Raw genomic sequence first — 16,331 nt, 5'->3', positions numbered from 1 at the left:
CGGTGACGAGGTGGACGATACTGGCCCACCCCGACCCGCGCTCAGCGCAGCTGGACGACGACCTTGCCGGTGGCGGTCCGGTTGTCCAGCGCCGCAACGGCTTCGGCGGTCTTCTCCAGCGGGTACAGCACCGGCTCCGGCGCGGGGATGGCGCCGGAGGCCAGCAGCGGCTCGACCTCGGCCCACTGTTCGGCCAGGTAGGTCGGGTGCGTCATCACCCACTCGCCCCACGCGGCCCCGACCACCTCGACGTTCTTGAGCAGCAGCCGGTTCACCTTCACGGTCGGGATCTCGCCCGCGGTGAAACCGACCACCAGCAGCCTGCCGCCGCCTGCCAGCGAGCGGACGCTGTCGGTGAAGCGGTCGCCGCCCACCGGGTCGAGCACGATGTCGACGCCGCGGCCGTCGGTGAGCTCCTTCACCGCGGCCAGCCAGCCCTCGGTCAGTACGACGTCGGTCGCGCCGTTGGCCTTGGCCACCTGCGCCTTCGACTCGGTGCTCACCACGGCGATCACCCGGCCCGCGCCCAACGCCCTGGCCATTCGCAGGGTGGAGGTGCCGATGCCGCCTGCCGCGCCGTGCACCAGCACCGTCTCGCCCTGGGCGATCCGGCCGCGCTTGGTCAGGCAGAAGTGCACGGTGAGGTCGTTGAACAGGATGCCTGCGCCGGCGTCGAGCGAGACGTTGTCGGGCAGCTTGAACACGGCGTGCTCGGGCGAGACGGCCACCTCGGCGACGGCGTTGCCGAGCATGGTCAGCGCGGCGACCCGATCACCAGGGCGCAGGGCTGAGCCCTCCGGCGCCTCGCGCACCACGCCCGCCACCTCGCCGCCGACGACGAACGGCAGGCCCGGCTTCATCTGGTACAGGCCGCGCGTCATCAGCACGTCCGGGAAGGCGATGCCCGCGGCGTGCACGTCGATCAGGACCCCGCCGGGATAGGCCACCGGCTCGGGCAGGTCGACGATCTCGATCGCCGACGGACCATCCAGCTTGCCGACCTGGGCTGCGCGCATTTTCCAAAACCTCTCTCGGTGACACCCTCTACCGCGAACATATCCCGGCGGGCCGATCAGCGATGGGCGAATTCCGTCACCGACTCGCTGGCCAGCACGGATCCACCCTTGACGATGGTGAGCCCGGCGGGACTGAGCTGATACTGCGTGCCGTCGGTCGGGTTGGTGGCGGTGAAACCGCCGCCGCCGGTCGGCACCGGGTCGTCGAGTTCGATGCCGAGACCGTCGCTGGCCCTGGCGCCCTTGTAGTAGTAGCGGTTGTCGCCGGTATGGCAGATGACCACGCGCGAACCGGTGGTGCGCGCGATCGTCATCGCGGCGTCGTTGTCGTTGCAGCGTGGGCTGTTCAGGAAGCCCTGGCCGTCGGCGCCGCTGACACTCGATTGCAGCGGCGGCACCGTCGTCCTGGTCGGGGTCGGCACGACCCGCGTGGTGGTGACGGTCTGGCTGACCGTCTCGATCACCGGCGGCGGGACGACCTCCCCGGTGGTCGTGATCGGCGGATCGGCGATGGTCTTCTGCTTGTCGTCACCGACGCTCAGCATCACCCACACCGCGACGCCGACGACCGCCACCACGATCAACGCGCCCAGTGCCCCGGCCAGGATCGGCGTCGAGGAACCGCGCTGCGGCGGCAGCGGCAGCGGCGCGGACGGATGGGTGTACCCGCCGACCCGGGTGGGCTGCTGCGGGGCGCCGACCTGGTAGCCCGGCGGCGGGGTCCACTGCGGCTGCGGACCGGAGACCTGCGGAACCACCACCTGGGGGCCGGACACGGTAGGCGGCGGTGGCGCACCGGTGTCGTAGGACCGGGGCCCGGTCACCGGGCCGACCACGGTCGCGGCCGCCACCTGCGGACCCGGCGCGGTACGCGGGGCGGCCCGCTCGCCCTGCACCAGCGCCGCGCGGGCGGCGCGGGCCAGGTCACCGGGGGTGGCGTAGCGCTGCCCCGGCCGCTTGGCCATGCCGCGATCGATCACCGGATCGAAGAACTCCAGCGCCGGGTCGACGGCGCTCGGGCGCGGCGGTGGCGCCATCTGATGCGAGCCGATCGCGCCCGCGAGGCTGTTCACCGGGTACGGGACCCGCCCGACCAGCGCCTCGTAGAGCACACAGGTGAGCGCGTAGGTGTCGACGGCGGCGGTCAGCGGCGCGTCCTCGAAGCGCTCCGGCGCCATGTAGGCCATCGAGCCGACGGCACTGCCGGTGCTGGTCAGCTGCGGATCGGAGTCGGTGTGGGCGATGCCGAAGTCGACCAGGTAGGCGAACATGCTGCTGGTGAGCAGGATGTTGGCCGGCTTCACGTCGCGGTGGATCAGGCCGATCTCGTGTGCGGCGTCGAGCGCGGCGGCGATCTGCTCCACCACCTGCACCGCCTCGCCGGGCGTCAGCCTGCCGTGCCGCTGCAGACGGTCCTTGAGATCGGTGCCCTTGACCAGCCGCATGTCGATGTAGAGGACGCCGTCGACCTCGCCCCAGTCGTGCACCGGGATGACGTGCGGTTCCTGCACACTCGCCATCGCGTGCGACTCCCGGCGGAATCGCTGCACGTAGACGGGGTCCCTGGCCAGCTCGCGGTTGAGTACCTTGACGGCGACAGTGCGACTCTTGGAGGTGTCGTAGGCCTCGTAGACCTCCCCCATACCGCCGACTCCGAGGAGTCTGCGCATTTCATAGCGCCCGAACATCGAGCCCGCCATCGCCCCGCCGGCCATTCCTGCAGGCTACCGGGAGCCGGTCGAATCCGATACCGCTTGCCCCGGCTCCGCGTGAGGGTGTGATCTGCGCCCCGTAAAGTCGTCAGCAGAACTACGCAAGAAGTCGCGGCACACCTGGTGCGCCGTGCAAGGAGCACACGTGTCACTCGAACAGCCACTGGCCCCGCTTCCCCAGGAGGGCATGGGTTTCGCCGCGGCGTGGCCCGTCCGGGCTGGCGACGTGGATCCCTATCACCGGCTGCGCTTCGATGCCGTGGCGCGCTATCTGCAGGACATCTCCTGGGACGAACTCCATCAGACGGCCCTGCACCGCACCGACCCCACCTGGATCGTGCGCCGCACCGTCATCGATGTCCTCCGGCCGGTCACCTGGCCCGATCAGGTGCACCTGACCCGCTGGTGTTCGAGCATGTCCACCCGGTGGACGAACATGCGCACCCGGATCACCAGTGACGGCGGCGGCCTGATCGAGACCGAGGGTTTCTGGATCAACCTCAGCGAGTCCAGCAACCAGCCCGCCCGGATCAGCGACGAGGGCCTGGCCTACCTGGCCCGATCCACCGATGAGCACCGGTTACGCTGGCGGCCCTATCTCACCGATCCGGCGCCGCGCGAATCCGACACCGATCTGCCGTTCCCGGTGCGCGCGACCGATATCGACCAGTACAACCACGTCAATCACACCTGCTACTGGCAGGCCGTCGAGCAGTTCCTGGTCGACTATCCCAAGCTGGTCGCCGGACCGCACCGCGCGGTCATCGAATACGTGGCTCCGGTGCTGGCCCGCGAGCACATCACGGTGCGCGGCCGCTACGAACCGGGTGACCGGACCGGCCGCCCGGTGCTGCGGCTGTGGTTCGTGGTCGGTGGGATCACCACGACCGTCGTCCGGATCATGCCCCTGCCGGACTAGCCCCGGCCCGCCGCGCGGACCGGGGCCTTCCGGCTAGCCCTTGGCCGCTTTGAGCAGGTCGGCGCGGGTGGTGAATTTGACCCGCGGCCTGCCCGCCGCCTTGCCCGCGGCCTTCTCGGCCTGGTCGATGGTCTTCCAGCCCTTGCGGTCGACCAGCTCCGGCTGCCGCTGCGCGAGCAGGGCCTGCAGCGCCGCCCGGTCACCGGTCGGCGCTGTCAGCTTGCCCGCGATGAAGTCGGCGATCAGCGCCTCCACCGTCTCCTCGGCGTCGACCCGGTTGGAGCCGATCACCCCGCGCGGACCGCGCTTGATCCAGCCGGAGACGTACACGCCCGGCACCGGCTCGGTCGCCTCGATGACGCGGCCGTGCTCGCTGGGCACGGTGCCGCGCCGCTCGTCGAACGGCAGGCCCGCGATCGGCACGCCGCGGTACCCGATCGAGCGCAGCACCAGGCCGGTGTCCAGCGACTCGGTGCGGTCGGTGGCGGTGGCCACCAATTGCCCGTTCTCCTCGGTCAATTCGTTGTGCGCGAACTCGATCGAGGTGGCCTTGCCCTCGCCGTGCACGGCGGTCGGCGTGGTCAGGTAGCGGAAGACGATCCGCTTGTGCGCCGGGTCGTGCTCCGCGGTGGCGTACTCCTGGGCGAGGGTGTACTTCAGCCGCAGCGACGGCTCGATGTTCGGGTCGTCCAGCAGGGCCTGGCTGTGCGGATCCAGGACCATATCGGCCGGATCGACGACGACGTCGACACCCTTCAGGTGCGTCAGCGACAGGAACTCCGGGGTGCTGTAGGCGGCCTGCAGCGGGCCGCGCCTGCCGAGGATCACCACCTCGCGGATGTTGCTGTTGCGCAGCGCGTCCAGGGCGTGGTCGGCGATGTCGGTCTTGGCGAGCTCGTCCGGGTCGACGGTGAGCACGCGGGCGACGTCGAGCGCGACGTTGCCGTTGCCGACGATCACCGCGCGCTCGCCGGACAGGTCGAACTCGCGATCGGCGAAGTCGGGGTGACCGTTGTACCAGGCGACGAACTCGGTGGCCGAGTGGCTGCCGGGCAGGTCCTCGCCGGGCACGCCGAGCTTGCGGTCGCTGGACGCGCCGACCGCGTAGATCACCGCGTGGTGGTGATCGAGCAGTTCCTGGTGGTCGATGTGCTGACCCACCTCGACGTTGAGGTAGTACTGCAGCGTCTCGCGGCGGAAGGCCGAGTCGAACATGTTCGCCACGTTCTTGGTGCCCGCGTGGTCGGGCGCGACGCCCGCCCGCACCAGCCCCCACGGGGTCGGCAGCCGGTCGAACATCTCGACCTCGACGTCGCTGCGGCGCAGCAGTTCGTCGGCGGCGTAGCAGGCGGCCGGGCCGGCGCCGACGATCGCGACGCGCAGCGTGCCCAGGTCCTTGGGCGGACGGGTCGGGGTGGCCAGCGGATCGAAGTTCGACTCCAGCGGGTGGCGCTGGAAGTAGGCGGCGTTGATCTCGCGGTACCTGGCCAGCGAGGCGAGCAGGTCGTCCTCGGAGAAGATGGCGTCCACCGGGCACGCGTCGACACAGGCTCCGCAGTCGATGCAGGTGTCGGGGTCGATGTACAGCATCTCCGCCGTGGCGAACTCCGGCTGATCCGGAGTCGGGCGAATGCAGTCGACCGGGCACTCGGTGACGCAGCTGGCGTCGTTGCAACAACGCTGCGTGATGACGTAGGCCATAGTGTGCAGATCCTCGAAATGTGTGGTCGGTGGCTCGAGACGTCGTCCGGAGCGGGCCCGCGGCGGGTGTGCCACGAACACATCTACGGTGACGCAGCTTTCAGTGTGCCTCGAGTGTGACCGCGACCTCACCCGCGGTCGGGATTACGGTGGTTCCCATGGTGGCGACCCTCATCCTGATGCGGCACGGAAAATCGGCGTACCCCGACGGAGTCGGCGATCATGCCCGCCCGCTGGCGCCGCGTGGGCAGCGGGAGGCGGCCCTGGCCGGTGCCTGGCTGCGGGACACCCAGCCACCGATCGACGCGGTGCGCTGCTCGACGGCCACCCGGACCAGGCAGACGCTCGCCGCGACCGGGATCGACGCGCCGGTGGAGTACACCGACGACATCTACGAGGCGAACCCGCACACCCTGATCGAGCTGATCCAGCTCACCGACGATGCCGTCGGCACCCTGCTCGTCGTCGGCCACGTGCCCGGAATCCCGTGGACCGCTTGGGAACTCGCGGCCAATCGCGACTCCGATCAGGCGACCGAGCTCAGCCGCAAATTCCCCACCTCGGCGCTGGCCGTGCTCGAGTTCGACCGGCCGTGGGCACAGCTGGACCCGGGTTCGGGTGAACTCACCTTCTTCCACGTTCCGCGCTGAGGCGGCCGCGGCTACTTGAGCAGCTTGCCGCCGACGACGATGCCGACCCCGAGCAGGGCGAGCAGCACGAAGGCGACGAAACCGTTCGTCAGCCACCACACCACGCCGAGCACCAGCACCACCGGCGCCACCGCGATCGCGGTGATCACCGGGCTCTCCTTGACCGTCTCCCAGGCCGATCGGGCCCTGACGCGGTCGATGTTCTTACCAGCCATGTGATCCAGACTACGTTTCTGTCGGCCACCGGTGCCATGCTGAACGGCATGGATTGGAAAATCGAGCTCGTTGCCATCCCGGTCACCGACGTCGATCGGGCCAAGGACTTCTACACCAGCATCGGCTTCAACGCCGATCACGACCACACCCCGAGCCCCGACATCCGCTTCGTCCAGCTCACCCCGCCCGGCTCGGGCTGCTCGATCTGCATCGGCCGCGGCCTGACCAGCGCCGCCCCCGGCAGCGTCGAGGGCATGCAGATGGTCGTCCCCAGCGCGCAGCAGGCCTACGAGCAGCTCGTGGCCGCCGGCGTGGAGGCCAGCCCGGTGCAGGACATGGGCTGGGGCCTGTTCACCTTCTTCGCCGACCCCGACGGCAACCGGTGGGCCGTGCAGGAGCTGCCGAAGTACAACTGAATTCGCTCGTCCCGCGAGAACAAGTCTTGCTTGGAGCGCACTCCAGGTGGATAGCGTCGGTGGGGTTCCACGAGAAAGGGACGAGCACGATGGACAAGGACGCGGCCCTGCGCACCACCGCCGGGGACGACGATCGCGAACGCCCGCGCTACTCGATCGGCCAGGTCGCCGAGCGCTCCGGTCTCAGTCGCGACACCCTGCGCTGGTACGAGCGGATCGGGCTGATGGGCTACGTCGGCCGCGACCACACCGGCAACCGGCGCTTCAGCGACCGTGACCTGGAATGGCTCGAGCTGATCAGCCGGTTGCGGCTCACCGGCATGCCGGTGGCCGACATGATCCGCTACGCCGAACTGGTCAGGGCGGGTGAGCAGACCTACCCGGAGCGGCTCGAGATGTTCCGGCAGACCAGGTCCGACGTGCTCGACAAGATCGCGGAACTCCAGCAGACCGTGGCCGTCCTCGACTACAAGATCGCCATCTACGAGGGCAGATCCGAGGCCGATCGGCCGGCCACGGGCACCGCGCACACGAGCGAAGGAACCGATACATGAGCACCACCGCGACGCTGCCGACCACCGCCCTCGGCACCGACGGCCCGCTGGTCGGCGTGCAGGGCCTGGGCTGCATGGGCATCAGCGAGTTCTACGGCGAGACCGACGAGGCCGAATCGCGCGCCACCCTCGAGCACGCGCTCGAACTCGGCGTCACCCTCTTCGACACCGCCGACATCTACGGCTCGGGCCACAACGAGGAGTTCCTGTCCGGGTTCGTCCGCGCGCACCGCGACGAGCTGGTGATCGCGACCAAGTTCGGCATCGTCCGCAAGGCCGACGACCCCGGCTACCGCGGCTTCGACAACTCCCCCGGCTACATCCGCGCCGCGGTCGACGCGAGCCTGCGCCGCCTCGGCATCGACACCATCGACCTGTACTACATGCACCGCCGCGATCCGCGGGTGCCGATCGAGGAGACCGTCGGCACGCTGGCCGAACTCGTCGCGGCGGGCAAGGTCCGCGCGCTCGGGCTCTCCGAGGTGACCGGCGACGAGCTGCGCGCCGCGCACGCGGTGCACCCGATCGCGGCCGTGCAGTCGGAATGGTCGCTGTTCTCCCGCGACGTGGAGCGCACCGCGGTGCCCGCCGCCGCCGAACTCGGCGTGGCCTTCGTGCCGTACTCGCCGCTGGGCCGCGGCTTCCTCACCGGCGCCTTCCGCACCGCGAACGACCTCGGCGACAAGGACTTCCGCAGGTTCCAGCCGCGCTTCACCGGCGACAACGCCGAGCACAACGCCGCGCTGCTCGCCCTGCTGGCGGCGATCGCCGAGGCCAACGGAATCACCAGGGCACAGGCGGCGCTGGCGTGGGTGCACGCGCGCGCCGAGGCGCACGGCCTGCCGGTCGTGCCGATCCCCGGCACCCGCAAGCGCGCCCGGCTGGCCGAGAACGTCGCGGCGGCCACGGTCCGGCTCACCGCCGAGGAGCTCGCGACGCTGGAGCCGATCGCCGCGCAAGTGGCGGGCAACCGGTACGCCGACATGTCCTTCACCTCCGCGGGCCGGGAGTAACCGTCGGCGCGCCGCGGTCCGACCGGCCGCGGCGCGCGGCGCTAGCATCGCCAGGGTGACCGAACGCCACGACCGCGTATGGATCGACAAGCAGCATCCGGCGATCTTCAAGGCACTCAGCGCGACCGCCGCCGAGATCCGCGCCGCCGCCGCGGCCGCGGGGATCGAGCGGCGGCTGATCGAATTGATCAATCTGCGGGTCTCCCAGATCAACGGCTGCCCGTACTGCCTCGACGTGCACGAGCACGCGGGCCTGGGCGCCGGCCTGTCGGCGCAGGAGATCGCGGTGCTGCCCGCGTGGCGGCGCGGCGGCACGTATTCGGCCGCCGACCGGGCCGCGCTCGGGCTGGCCGAGGCCGTCACCACGCTGCCCGACGAGGAGCGCACCGATCGGGAATACGAGATCGCGCGCGAGCATTGGTCCGATGAACAGATCTCGGTGATCGTCTGGATCGCCGTCGCGATCGGCGCGTTCAACCGCGTGTCGATCCTGAGCGCGCACCCTGTTCCGGTGCGGAAGGAGCGCAAGAAGATGTCCGAGACCACCCCCGCCGCCCAGCCCGCGTCGACCGAGCCGGAGCGCCGCGTCGTCAACAACCCGGAGAAGAACCGCTACGACGTGTTCTACGACGGCGAACTGGCCGGCTTCGCCGAGTACATCGAGCGCGACAACGACACCGATTTCATCCACACCGAGATCGACGGCGCGTACGCGGGCAAGGGGCTGGGCGGCGTGCTCGCCCGCCAGGCCGTCGAGGACGTGATCGCGCGCGGCCGCACCATCACCCCGCACTGCCCGTTCATCCGCGGCTGGCTCGACAAGCACCCCGAGTACGACGCGCACGTCGTCGGCAAGGGCATCGCCAAGTGAGCGATATGGAGCTCGATCCCGCCGAGGCGCTGTGCGAACCGTCGCCGAGTCCGGGACCGATCACCGAGCTGTACCCCGCCAGGGAGGTACCGCTGGGTGGCGTGCGCGGCGTATACGTGGAACGCACCCTGCCGCAACGTGATCTGCCGACCGTCGGCGCGTGGTGCTTCCTGGACCGGTTCGGCTCACCGACCGTCACCAGGACCGGCGCGTCGCCCGACATCCTGCCGCACCCGCACATCGGCCTGCAGACGGTGACCTGGCCGTTCGACGGCCGGATCCGGCACCGGGATTCGGTGGGCTCCGACGTCGAGATCGAGCCGGGTCAGCTGAACCTGATGACCTCGGGTCGCGGCATCGTGCATTCGGAATTCGGGGTCCCCGGCGCGCACGCGGGCAACGGCCTGCAGCTGTGGATCGCCCTGCCCGGCACGGCGACCGGCGTCGAACCGCATTTCGAGCAGCATCGCGAGCTGCCCGGGTACGAGGAACCCGGGCTGCGGGCCACCGTGCTGATCGGCTCGCTGGGCGGTGTCACCTCGCCGGCGCGGGCCTACACCCCGATCGTCGGGGCCGATGTCGTGCTCGACCCCGGCGCCGAGGTGCGGCTGCCGCTGGAACGCGCGTTCGAGCACGCGGTGCTGGTCATCGAGGGCACGGTCGTCGTGGACGGCACCGAGCTCACCGCCGGGCCCCTGCTGTACCTGGGCACCGACCGGGCCGAACTGCGCCTGGCGAGCACCGAGGGCGCGCACTTCGCCCTGATCGGCGGCGAGCCGTTCGCCGAGGAGCTGGTGATGTGGTGGAACTTCGTCGGCCGCAGCCACGACGAGATCATCGCGGCCCGCGATGCCTGGGAATCGCACGACACCAGCCGTTTCGCCGGGGTGGTCGGCCATCCGCCTGAGGAACGGATACCCGCTCCGCCGCTGCCGCCGCTGCGCTTGAAGCCGCGCAAGCGGGCCACCGGCTGCGCCCACCGCTGATCCGGCACCGCCTGCCGCGGCGCCGGATCGACGATCGCTAGCGGCCCTCGGCCAGCAGTACGTCGAGGGCGCGGTAGCTGTCGTTGAGGCCGCCTTCCATCCCCGAGGCGAGCATGCCCGCGCATTCCTCGGCGGTGTGGAAGATGCTGTCGGTGACCACCCTGGTGCGCCCGTTACCCAGGTCGACGAAGGTGGTCGAGTCGATCGAGATGTGCGCGGGCATGCCGTCCCATTCGAAGGACTGCACGATCCGCTCCTTCGGGGTGATCTCGCGGAAGCGGCCCTCGAACCCGTAGGACTCGTCGCCGTCGTGCTCGACGAAGCGCCAGTGCCCGCCCTTGCGGAATTCCCAGCGTTCGACGTCGACCACATGCCCGCGGCCCCACCAGCGCGAGAGCTGCTCGATCCGGCTGTAGGCGTTCCACACCCGGTCCAGCGGTGCATCGAAATCGCGTTCGATGTGGACTTCGCGGTCCGAGGTCGAGGTGATGACCGCGTCGTTGGTCGTTGTGCTCATTGCTCTGGCTCCGTTCGTTCGAGGAATTCACCGAGACGGTCCATCCGGGCTTCGAGCATCTGCCGATAACCCTGCATCCAGGCCACCTCCCGGTCGAAGACGTGGTCGCCGATCCGGCAGTACCGGACCCGCCCACGCTTCTCGGTGACCACCATGCCCGCGTTCTCCAGCAGACCGATGTGCTTCTTGATGCCGGTCAAGGTCATCTCGAAGCGCTCGGCCAACTCGCTGATACTGGCGGGCCCACGCCCGAGTCGCTCGAGGATGCCCCGCCGGGTGGGGTCCGCGAGCGCCCCGAACGAGGCATCCAGGAAGTCATACTGAACCATCCAGTTCAGTATTGCGCGCCCAGCTCCGACCGTCAAGGGCTGCCCGGAATTTCCGAAAACCATGGACCGCGCCCGGATTCGCCTACTACGCTTTGTCGTAGACAATGGCGTTCGAGGGGGTTCTCATGGACAAGACCACGTGCTGCATCGTCGGCGGCGGACCGGCGGGCACGATGGCGGGCCTGCTGCTGGCCAGGGCGGGCGTCGAGGTGACGGTGCTGGAGAAGCACCCCGACTTCCTGCGGGATTTCCGCGGCGACACCGTGCATCCGTCGACCGTGCGGCTGCTCGACGAACTCGGCCTCGGCCCGGACTTCGCCCGGCTGCCCCAGTCCGCGCTCACCAGGATGTGCATGTACGCGGGCGACCGGATGGTCGTCGCCGCCGATCTCACCCGGATCCCCGGCCGGTACCGGCACATCGCGATGGTCCCGCAGTGGGATTTCCTCGATCTGCTGGTCCGCGCCGCCGCCACCGAGCCGACCTTCACCCTGCGCATGCGCTCGACCGTCACCGGGCTGATCCACGAATCCGACATGGTCACCGGCGTGCGCTATCGCGACGCCGACGGCATCGAGCACACCCTGCGCGCCGATCTGGTGCTCGCCTGCGACGGCCGCGATTCGGTGGCGCGCGAGGCCGCCGGCCTGCGTCAGCGGACCGAGGACGTACCGATGGACATGTGGTTCTTCCGCATCCCGAAATCCGCCGACGACACCGAGGGCGGCGCGGTACAGGCCCGCTTCACCAGCGGGAACTCCGCGGTGGCGATCGACCGCGGCGACTACTACCAGACCGGCTACATCATCGAGAAGGGCCGCGACGCGACGCTGCGCGCGGCCAACGACGTGGCCTGGCTGCGCGACCGGATCACCGAACTGTTCGGCTGGTCCGCCGAGGCGACCGCGGCGATCGGCTCCTGGGACGACGTCAAGCTGCTCGAGGTGACGGTCGGCATGCTCGACCGCTGGTACGTGCCCGGCCTGCTGTGCATCGGCGACGCCGCGCACACGATGTCGCCGGTCGGCGGTGTCGGCGTGAACCTGGCGATACAGGATGCCGTCGCCGCCGCGCGCCTGCTCGCCCAGCCGCTGCTCGACGGCACGGTGGGCCTCGCCGACCTGGACAAAGTGCAGCGCAGGCGGATGCTGCCCGCCAGTTTCACCCAGCGTTCCCAGCGCGGCGAGCACGACCTGCTCATCGCCCCCGCCCTGCGCGGGACCCTGCACACCGCTCCCCTCCCGCTGCGAGTCGTCGACGCGGTGCCGGTCCTGGCCGGGCTCACCGCGTACCTGGGCGGTATCGGCCTGCGCCCGGAACACGCACCGGAGTTCGCCCGTCGTCCACCCACGGCCGACCTGTCCTCCGCGGCCCGCTGACCATCGGCCCCACGCACGCGCGCGACAGTCCGACAACTTTCCGAAAAGCGTGCCAGCGGTTAGGTTTGCCGCGACGGACGGGACGATCGGCTCCCGGATGGTTGGACAGCGGGAGGCTTGGCGGGATGAGGATCGGCACGGGGATCGGCACGGCGCTGCTGGCTATGGGGGTCACCCTGGCGGGTACGGGAGTGGGTGCCGCCGAGCCAGGGCAGCCCGGGATCACGCCGCTCCCCACCCAGACCACCGAGCCCGCCCCCGCGGGCGCTCAGCCCGGCATCCAGCTGCGCGGCGTCGACAAGGACGTGAACTACCAGGTCGGCGTGTCCGAGGACCGGCGCGCCGTGGTGACCACGCTCGACGCGGGCCGGTTCCAGCTGGTGCACGACGCGAAGGTCGTCACCGTCACCGATGCCGCGGGCACGGTGATCGCCGCGCTGCCGATGGTCGTGCGGCTCGGCGAGCACGAGGTGCCGCTGACCCCGGCCATCGACGCGGCGGGCACCAGCCTCACCCTCACCCCGATCGGCGAATCCGACACCCCGGTGCGCGACATCAGCGCCCAGGAACGCTTCTTCGCCGAGACCCAGCGGCTGCAGCCGGAGATCATCCAGGGCGCGGTGATCGGGGCCGCGATCGGGTTCGTCCTCGGGTTCCCGCTCGGGCTGTTCGTCCTCGATTTCATCACCGTGCCGGTGGCGACCGTGGCGGGTGCCGCGATCGGCGCGCTGGCCGGATACGCGCTGGCGGGCGGGCAGCCCGCCGTCGACACCGCGCTCGCCTACGTCACCGGGGCGCCCTGACGCCTCACGCCGGGCTGAGCCGCTGGGTGCCGATCACCCGCAGCAGCGCCATCTTCTCCGCGGCGTCGGTGCCGGGCCGGGGCAGGTAGACCAGCAGGCGCTGGGCCGCGTTCCGGGTCACCAGCACCTCGCAGACGGTGTCGATCAGCCCCACCTCGGGATGGACGAAGCGTTTGGCGTCGGTGACCCGCACCGCCACTTCGTGTTCGTTCCACAGCGCCTCGAATTCCGGGCTGTTGCGCCGTAATTCGGCGATGTAGTGGGTGACCTCGGGGTCGTCGGCCCGGCGCGCCGCGGTGGCGCGCAGGTCGGCGACGTGACTGCGACTGAGCCGCCCCCAATCATCTTCCGGGAAGACGGTTCTGGCGGCGTGATCGGTGAACCAGCGCCAGGCGTAGTAGCGATCGAGCCCGCTGCGGTCGCCGTGATCGCCCGCCAGCAGGGTGTGCATGCGGTTCTGCACGAGCACCTCACCCAGCTCGGTGACCACCGCGGCCGGCGTGTCGTCGAGCTTGGACAGCATGTGCAGCAGCCCGGGGCCGACGTGCTTGTCCCGCAGCTCGCGGTCCGGTGACGGGTGCCCGCACAGGTGGAACAGGTGGTCGCGTTCGTCGGCGCTCAGGCGCAGGGCCCTGGCCAGCGCGGTGAGCACCTGGGTCGACGGACGCGGACCGCGCGCCTGCTCGAGCCGGGTGTAGTAGTCGGTCGACATGCCGGTGAGCAGGGCGACCTCGTCGCGGCGCAGGCCCGGCGTCCGGCGGCGCACCCCGGGCGGCAGGCCCACGTCGGCGGGCGTGAGCTGTTCGCGGTGCCTGCGCAAGAAGTCGGCGAACTCGGTGCGGTCCATGCCTCCATGGTGCGCCGACCGCCCGCCGCCCAGCCAGGGACCGGCGATCCCCCGATGCGCGCTCTCTGCCGCGCGCCGCCCGGCCCGCGCAGGCTGAGGTCATGACGAACTCCCCGCACTCCCCCTCGACCACCCTCGGTACCGGCGGCCCCCGCGTCAGCCGCATCGGCCTCGGCGCGATGGGCATGTCCGGCATGTACGGCGCCACCGACGACCGCGAATCGACCGCCACCCTGCACGCCGCGATCGACGCGGGCATCACCCTCGTCGACACCGGCGACTTCTACGGCGCGGGCCACAACGAACTGCTGATCGGCAAGGCCATCGCCGAACGAGCCCGCGAGGACGTGCTGCTCAGCGTGAAGTTCGGCGCGCTGCGCGGCCCCGACGGCTCGTTCGCCGGCTTCGACGGCAGGCCCGCCGCCGTCCGCAATTCCCTCACCTACAGCCTCACCCGGCTCGGCGTCGACCACATCGACATCTACCGCCCGGCCCGGCTCGACCCCGATGTGCCGATCGAGGACACCGTCGGCGCCATCGCCGACCTGGTCGAGGCGGGCTACGTCCGCCACATCGGCCTGTCCGAAGTCGGCGCCGACACCCTGCGCCGGGCCGCCGCGGTGCATCCGATCGTCGACCTGCAGATCGAGTACTCGCTGATCACGCGCGGCATCGAGGACGAGATCCTGCCGGTGGCACGGGAACTCGGCGTCGGCATCACCGCCTACGGCGTACTCTCCCGCGGCCTGCTCAGCGACACCTTCCGCGCGGGTGGCGCGCCCGCCGACGCCACCGACTTCCGCACCCACAGCCCGCGCTTCCAGGGCGAGAACCTCACGCGGAACCTGCGTTTGGTCGACGCGCTCGCCGACATCGCCGCCGCACGCGGTGTTTCGGTGGCGCAGCTGGCGATCGCCTGGGCGCTGAGCCGGGGCACCGACATCGTCCCGGTGATCGGCGCCCGCACCCGGGCCCGGCTGAGCGAGACGCTCGACGCCCTCACCGTCGCCCTCACCCCGGCGGAACTGGCCGACCTGGAGGCCGCCGCCCCGGCCGCCGCGGTCGCGGGCGATCGCTACGCGCCCGCGCAGATGGCGGCGCTCGACAGCGAGCGCTGAGGGCCGTGCGGACTCTCCGCTACCGTTGACGGAAGGAGAGTTCACACGTTGTGAGTGGGTGGTGAGAGACGTGTTCGACCCGCTGGCCGATATCGATCGGGCCCTGGCCGAGCAGGCGGGCTGGACCTGGTTCGACGACTACCTGCTGTACACGTGCGGCGTGGTCGAACTGCTCGCCGCGGGCCACGGCGACCGGATTCCCTCCACCGCGACCAGAGTCCGGCTAGACCCAGGCGAGATCTGCTTCGCCGACGGCGGCGTCCAGTGGTTCACCTGGCGTGGACCGGGCACCGGCAAGTGGGTGCGCGGCCAGGTACGGGCCGACGGGCGGACCCCGCTCGGCGCCGTCGCGCACCTGGGCAACGCGGTGCGCAACGAGTCACGGCGGCTGCGGGCCGAGGCAGCGGCCCAACCGCGCTGGGTGGCCGAGCGCCCCGGGTCGGCGATGATCTCCGATCGGCGGATCCACCTGGCCAATCCGGAGCGGTCGTTCTCGCTGCACTGGTCGGCGCTGGAGAGCGTCGACCTGACCGCGCCCGATCTGGTCGGCTGCCGATTCCCCGACCGCGGCGGGGCCATGCAGCAGTTGCAGATCCGGAGTGCTTGGGCGCCACTGATCTTCGTCACCGCGGCCCTGCGGCATTTCCCCCACCATCCCCTGCTGCGCACCGGGACGTGGCTGCCCGCCGGCTTCGAGGACAAGTGCCATCTGGCGGGCAAGAAGTGCCCGAAGGTGCGCTCGCTCTAACGCTGCCTGGCCCGATAGGCCGCGACCGCGTTGCGGTTGCCGCAGGCGGTGCTGCAATAGCGGCGGGACCGGTTGCGGGACAGGTCGAGGACCAGGCCGTCGCAGGTGTCGTCGGCGCAGATCGACAGGCGGCTCAGGTCGTCGGCGCGGATCAGGTCGATCATGGCCATCGCGGTCTCGACGGCGATGCGGACCGGCAGCGGGGCCTCGGGCGGGACGGCGTGCACGTGGTAGTCGACGTCGCCGTGCCGGACCAGCTGCGGCACCGCGCGGTGCTCGGCCAGCGTCTCGTTCACCAGCACGACCGCGCTGTCCCGGTCGCTGGTGAGCATCCGGCGCAGCGGAGCGCGTAAGGCCCGGACCGCGGCCAGTTCCGCGGCGTCGCCGGTGTGCGCACCGGTGTAGACGTGCCGCACGAAGAACTCGTCGAGCTGGTCGGCGCCGGTGAGGGTGTCGGGGTCCTCCGCGGAATTGACCAGTTCGACCGCCGCCAGCAGCGCCGCCTCGGTGTCATGAGCGAAAACCACGTTGACATA

Annotated in this window: 19 protein-coding genes and 1 pseudogene; 12 read left to right on the top strand and 8 right to left on the bottom strand. The window is 70.6% G+C overall.

The window, feature by feature from the left end; all coding sequences use genetic code 11:
- Nucleotides 1-41 precede the first annotated feature (41 nt).
- The gene (locus AB0H54_RS04295; protein ID WP_355273763.1) at nucleotides 42-1,016 is read right to left on the bottom strand and encodes an NADPH:quinone oxidoreductase family protein; all 975 of its coding nucleotides are present in this window, start codon (nucleotides 1,014-1,016) and stop codon (nucleotides 42-44) included.
- A 56-nt stretch (nucleotides 1,017-1,072) separates the two neighbouring features.
- Entirely contained in the window at nucleotides 1,073-2,731 is a 1,659-nt protein-coding gene (locus AB0H54_RS04290) for a protein kinase (RefSeq protein ID WP_357342631.1), read from the bottom strand.
- A gap of 142 nt (nucleotides 2,732-2,873) precedes the next feature.
- Here AB0H54_RS04290 and AB0H54_RS04285 point away from each other — a divergent pair, with 142 nt between their 5' ends.
- Nucleotides 2,874-3,647, top strand: a complete 774-nt coding sequence (locus AB0H54_RS04285) for an acyl-ACP thioesterase domain-containing protein (RefSeq protein WP_357342630.1) — start codon at nucleotides 2,874-2,876, stop codon at nucleotides 3,645-3,647.
- Between the two features lie 33 nt (nucleotides 3,648-3,680).
- Here the strand turns inward: AB0H54_RS04285 and AB0H54_RS04280 are convergent, their stop codons facing one another.
- A complete protein-coding gene (locus AB0H54_RS04280) occupies nucleotides 3,681-5,348 on the bottom strand; it encodes an FAD-dependent oxidoreductase (protein WP_357342629.1) in 1,668 nt (555 codons plus the stop codon).
- A 158-nt stretch (nucleotides 5,349-5,506) separates the two neighbouring features.
- Here AB0H54_RS04280 and AB0H54_RS04275 point away from each other — a divergent pair, with 158 nt between their 5' ends.
- Nucleotides 5,507-5,998, top strand: a complete 492-nt coding sequence (locus AB0H54_RS04275; protein ID WP_355273775.1) for a histidine phosphatase family protein — start codon at nucleotides 5,507-5,509, stop codon at nucleotides 5,996-5,998.
- An 11-nt stretch (nucleotides 5,999-6,009) separates the two neighbouring features.
- On the opposite strand, the gene AB0H54_RS04270 is transcribed toward AB0H54_RS04275, so the two are convergent.
- Nucleotides 6,010-6,213 (bottom strand): hypothetical protein, encoded by a 204-nt coding sequence (locus AB0H54_RS04270; protein WP_355273778.1) that lies wholly within the window; start codon nucleotides 6,211-6,213, stop codon nucleotides 6,010-6,012.
- 48 nt (nucleotides 6,214-6,261) lie between these two features.
- Between AB0H54_RS04270 and AB0H54_RS04265 the strand changes: the two genes are divergently transcribed.
- The 6 genes and pseudogenes from AB0H54_RS04265 to AB0H54_RS04240 all read left to right on the top strand — a co-directional run bounded on the left by AB0H54_RS04265 (nucleotide 6,262) and on the right by AB0H54_RS04240 (nucleotide 10,054).
- Nucleotides 6,262-6,630, top strand: coding sequence for a VOC family protein (locus AB0H54_RS04265; RefSeq protein ID WP_218719632.1), 369 nt, complete (start codon nucleotides 6,262-6,264; stop codon nucleotides 6,628-6,630).
- Nucleotides 6,631-6,719: 89 nt separating this feature from the next.
- Complete coding sequence (locus AB0H54_RS04260) at nucleotides 6,720-7,184, top strand: MerR family transcriptional regulator (RefSeq protein ID WP_357342628.1); 465 nt, start codon at nucleotides 6,720-6,722, stop codon at nucleotides 7,182-7,184.
- Nucleotides 7,181-8,197 (top strand): aldo/keto reductase, encoded by a 1,017-nt coding sequence (locus AB0H54_RS04255; protein ID WP_357342627.1) that lies wholly within the window; start codon nucleotides 7,181-7,183, stop codon nucleotides 8,195-8,197. The genes AB0H54_RS04260 and AB0H54_RS04255 overlap by 4 nt, the downstream gene beginning before the upstream one ends.
- A gap of 55 nt (nucleotides 8,198-8,252) precedes the next feature.
- Nucleotides 8,253-8,714, top strand: a pseudogene (locus AB0H54_RS04250) (carboxymuconolactone decarboxylase family protein); the annotation flags it as partial.
- 15 nt (nucleotides 8,715-8,729) lie between these two features.
- On the top strand, nucleotides 8,730-9,068 hold the full coding sequence (locus tag AB0H54_RS04245) for a GNAT family N-acetyltransferase (RefSeq protein WP_357344193.1): 339 nt from the start codon (nucleotides 8,730-8,732) through the stop codon (nucleotides 9,066-9,068).
- Nucleotides 9,065-10,054, top strand: a complete 990-nt coding sequence (locus AB0H54_RS04240) for a pirin family protein (RefSeq protein WP_357342626.1) — start codon at nucleotides 9,065-9,067, stop codon at nucleotides 10,052-10,054. Before AB0H54_RS04245 ends, AB0H54_RS04240 begins: the two co-directional genes overlap by 4 nt.
- Nucleotides 10,055-10,091: 37 nt before the next feature.
- Here AB0H54_RS04240 and AB0H54_RS04235 read toward each other — a convergent pair whose 3' ends face one another.
- Together AB0H54_RS04235 and AB0H54_RS04230 are read right to left on the bottom strand one after the other, a co-directional pair.
- On the bottom strand, nucleotides 10,092-10,571 hold the full coding sequence (locus tag AB0H54_RS04235; RefSeq protein WP_355273790.1) for an SRPBCC family protein: 480 nt from the start codon (nucleotides 10,569-10,571) through the stop codon (nucleotides 10,092-10,094).
- Complete coding sequence (locus AB0H54_RS04230) at nucleotides 10,568-10,900, bottom strand: metalloregulator ArsR/SmtB family transcription factor (protein ID WP_357342625.1); 333 nt, start codon at nucleotides 10,898-10,900, stop codon at nucleotides 10,568-10,570. Before AB0H54_RS04230 ends, AB0H54_RS04235 begins: the two co-directional genes overlap by 4 nt.
- Before the next feature lie 125 nt (nucleotides 10,901-11,025).
- Here AB0H54_RS04230 and AB0H54_RS04225 point away from each other — a divergent pair, with 125 nt between their 5' ends.
- Entirely contained in the window at nucleotides 11,026-12,279 is a 1,254-nt protein-coding gene (locus tag AB0H54_RS04225; protein ID WP_357342624.1) for an FAD-dependent oxidoreductase, read from the top strand.
- A 125-nt stretch (nucleotides 12,280-12,404) separates the two neighbouring features.
- The gene (locus AB0H54_RS04220) at nucleotides 12,405-13,082 is read left to right on the top strand and encodes a hypothetical protein (protein WP_357342623.1); all 678 of its coding nucleotides are present in this window, start codon (nucleotides 12,405-12,407) and stop codon (nucleotides 13,080-13,082) included.
- A gap of 4 nt (nucleotides 13,083-13,086) precedes the next feature.
- On the opposite strand, the gene AB0H54_RS04215 is transcribed toward AB0H54_RS04220, so the two are convergent.
- Complete coding sequence (locus AB0H54_RS04215) at nucleotides 13,087-13,929, bottom strand: helix-turn-helix transcriptional regulator (RefSeq protein ID WP_357342622.1); 843 nt, start codon at nucleotides 13,927-13,929, stop codon at nucleotides 13,087-13,089.
- 101 nt (nucleotides 13,930-14,030) lie between these two features.
- On the opposite strand from AB0H54_RS04215, the gene AB0H54_RS04210 reads away from it, so the two are divergent.
- On the top strand, nucleotides 14,031-15,047 hold the full coding sequence (locus AB0H54_RS04210) for an aldo/keto reductase (protein ID WP_357342621.1): 1,017 nt from the start codon (nucleotides 14,031-14,033) through the stop codon (nucleotides 15,045-15,047).
- Between the two features lie 61 nt (nucleotides 15,048-15,108).
- A complete protein-coding gene (locus tag AB0H54_RS04205) occupies nucleotides 15,109-15,795 on the top strand; it encodes a hypothetical protein (RefSeq protein ID WP_357342620.1) in 687 nt (228 codons plus the stop codon).
- Here the strand turns inward: AB0H54_RS04205 and AB0H54_RS04200 are convergent.
- Nucleotides 15,792-16,322, bottom strand: a complete 531-nt coding sequence (locus tag AB0H54_RS04200; protein ID WP_357342619.1) for a CGNR zinc finger domain-containing protein — start codon at nucleotides 16,320-16,322, stop codon at nucleotides 15,792-15,794. The two genes, AB0H54_RS04205 and AB0H54_RS04200, sit on opposite strands and share 4 nt — an antisense overlap.
- Nucleotides 16,323-16,331 lie beyond the last annotated feature (9 nt).

This window comes from Nocardia sp. NPDC050718 (assembly GCF_040654235.1).
In the GTDB taxonomy this organism is placed as follows: domain Bacteria; phylum Actinomycetota; class Actinomycetes; order Mycobacteriales; family Mycobacteriaceae; genus Nocardia.
The sequence above is the reverse complement of the archived record's forward strand: the minus strand, read 5'-3'. Positions and strand labels throughout refer to the sequence as shown.